General features: G+C 59.7%; 1 protein-coding gene. It reads left to right on the plus strand.

Features of this window, described 5'->3' with window-relative positions; genetic code table 11:
* Positions 1 to 28 precede the first annotated feature (28 nt).
* The coding region (locus tag TW83_RS18935; protein WP_045984342.1) for a DUF1173 family protein at positions 29 to 1,047 on the plus strand (1,019 nt) is incomplete at its 3' end.

Raw genomic sequence — 1,047 nt, forward strand, 5'->3', positions numbered from 1 at the left:
ATTCTCTTTCTTATTGAAGGAGAGCATTATGGCAGCCGAAAACACTTATCGCCTCGGTCATTCGCGTTTCAGCGCATCGACCGAAGGTTTGCAACGAATCCTGGAAGGCGCATACGATAAGAAGGCCAGGCCGCTGTGCCAATGCAGCCGTCAGGAACCGGCAATGTATATCGCCAAGGTCGGAAACGAATATATTTTGAAGCGGATGCCCGGAACGGGCCATCTTCACGATCCGGTTTGTGAGACCTTCGATCCACCCCCGGAACTGTCCGGCTTGGGCCAAGTGAACGGACAGGCCATCGTGACCGACGAGGCGGGCGGCACGATGCTCAAGCTGGATTTTCCGCTATCGGTGAAGGGCGGGCGGGCCGCCCCCGTGGCCGATCCGGGAGAGGCCGCATCATCCGCCGTCGCCAGCCCGGCAAAACTGCGTTTGCTGGCCATGCTGCACTACCTTTGGGAAGCCGCGGGTTTGAACAGGTGGAGGAATAGCTTCGGCCGCCGCCGCAGCTGGTTCATCATCCACCGTGAATTGATGGCCGCCGCCGCAAAAGTCAGCACGAAGGCCGGGCCGATCTCGGGCAACCTCTTTGTCCCGCCGCTCTATTCCATCGAGGACAAGGAAAGGCTCGCGGCCGACCGGCGGCGCTTCCTGCACCGGCTTCAGCCGGTTGCAGGAAAGCCCACACCCCTTGGCATCGTTATCGCAGAATACAAAGGCTATGAGCCTTCGACCTACGGTCGAAAGCTGATCCTCAAGCATCTGCCGGACTATCCGATGTTTCTGGACGAAGAGACCGGGAAGCGGTTCGACAGGATCGCGGCCGACAAGATCGAGACGATCGAAGCCACACCGAACAGCCACCTGATCGTCATCGCGACCTTCAGCCCGAAGCCGAGCCACGGCAACATCCGCGAAATCGCCGTCATGCCCGTCAACGGACAATGGATTCCGTTCGATCACGACCGCGAACACCAGTTGCTGGACGCCCTGGCCGAGCGCGACTTCATCAAATGCCTGAAATACAACCTGTCGGCCACAGCCCC

Source organism: Paracoccus sp. S4493 (genome assembly GCF_000967735.1).
GTDB lineage: Bacteria > Pseudomonadota > Alphaproteobacteria > Rhodobacterales > Rhodobacteraceae > Paracoccus > Paracoccus marcusii.